Raw genomic sequence first — 1,243 nt, 5'->3', positions numbered from 1 at the left:
GGCCGTCGCGGCGGTGCAGCCACGCGGCCAGGCATCCGGAGCTGTTGGCGTTCAGCAGGTCTTCGGGCACTCCGATGGCCGGTGCGAACATCCGCGCGGCCACGACCCCGGTGGCTTGATGGGTGTCGTGGTCGGCGGCGCGGCTCGGCGGCGCGTAGGCCAGGCAGCCGAGCAGCCCTCGCGCGCGGCACCAGGCGGCCAGCGCCTCCATGTCCGGTTCCAGCGCGTGCAGCGCCGCCCGGTCACGCACCGGCAGCAAGATCCGCGGCGTGCCGGGCGATGCGATGCACGCCTCCGCGCCGACGTCCGCGGCCGTCACCCCCAGTGCCGCCGCCAGCTCGCCGTCCACACCGGCGGGGGAGAGGGCGATCCGGCCCTGGTCGAACCACACGTCCGCGCTCACCGGCCCGGTCCGCACGGCCACCGTGTGGACCGGCCGGCCGCCGGCCCGCAGCCGGCTGCGCAGCCATGGACGGCCGGTGCGGAACAGCTGCGCGGCCTGCACCGCGATCAGTCCGTGACCGCAGTTGAGCAGCTCGCCCGTACCTGTGAAGAACCGCACCTCGCGGCCACGCACGAACCCGGCGTGCGAGACGCCCACCTCGGCGGGCACGGCCCGCCGCTGCTCGTCGCTCAGCGCCGGATCGTCCCGGACCACCGCGGTCGGGCTGCCACCCGAGCGGCCATCCAGGCACGAGACGACGACGCTCACCGGGACGGCCACGGTCACGGCGCATAGTCCGCGAAGCGTGGCGCCGCGTCCTCGAGCGGGACCCGGATGGCTCGGGCCGTCGCGCTGATGGCTCGGTACCACCCCGACAGCATCAGCAGGTCGAGCACCGCGGGCACGTCCAGCGACAACCGCAACTCCGCCCACAGCGGATCGCTCAGATCGCCGTCCTCGTGAAGCTCGTCGGCGGCGCGGATCAGCAGCCGCTCCCGCCCCGACTCCCAGCACCGGTCCTCCGGTCCGCCGAAGGTCAGCGACGTCAACTGCTTGCGGGTCAGCGCCACCCGCCCGGCGAACATCAGCACGTGCACGCCCCACTCGTATTCGCATCCGCACCGCGCACAGGTCCGGTCGATCACGATCTCCCGCTCGCGCCGGCTCAGCGCGAGGCTCCGGCCGAGCTGGTGGCGGCCCCTCGGCTACATGGGGGCGGCCATCGGCTGGTGGTGCGCGTGGGTCCGGAACAGCGCGATGGGCGGCAGGCCCGGCAGCATCAACGCGCTGAGCCGCTCC

General features: G+C 74.4%; 2 protein-coding genes. Both read right to left on the bottom strand.

What is annotated here, in order from left to right; all coding sequences use genetic code 11:
• Positions 1-730, bottom strand: a 730-nt coding sequence (locus AB0M20_RS44445) for a PhzF family phenazine biosynthesis protein (RefSeq protein ID WP_364307613.1), incomplete at its 3' end; no start/stop codon positions are given.
• Complete coding sequence (locus tag AB0M20_RS44440) at positions 727-1,041, bottom strand: hypothetical protein (RefSeq protein WP_364307611.1); 315 nt, start codon at positions 1,039-1,041, stop codon at positions 727-729. The genes AB0M20_RS44445 and AB0M20_RS44440, both read right to left, overlap by 4 nt.
• Positions 1,042-1,243: the final 202 nt, after the last annotated feature.

This window comes from Actinoplanes sp. NPDC051633 (assembly GCF_040681735.1).
GTDB lineage: Bacteria > Actinomycetota > Actinomycetes > Mycobacteriales > Micromonosporaceae > Actinoplanes.
Note: the sequence above shows the minus strand (reverse complement) of the source record. Positions and strands in the feature narration are given on the sequence as shown.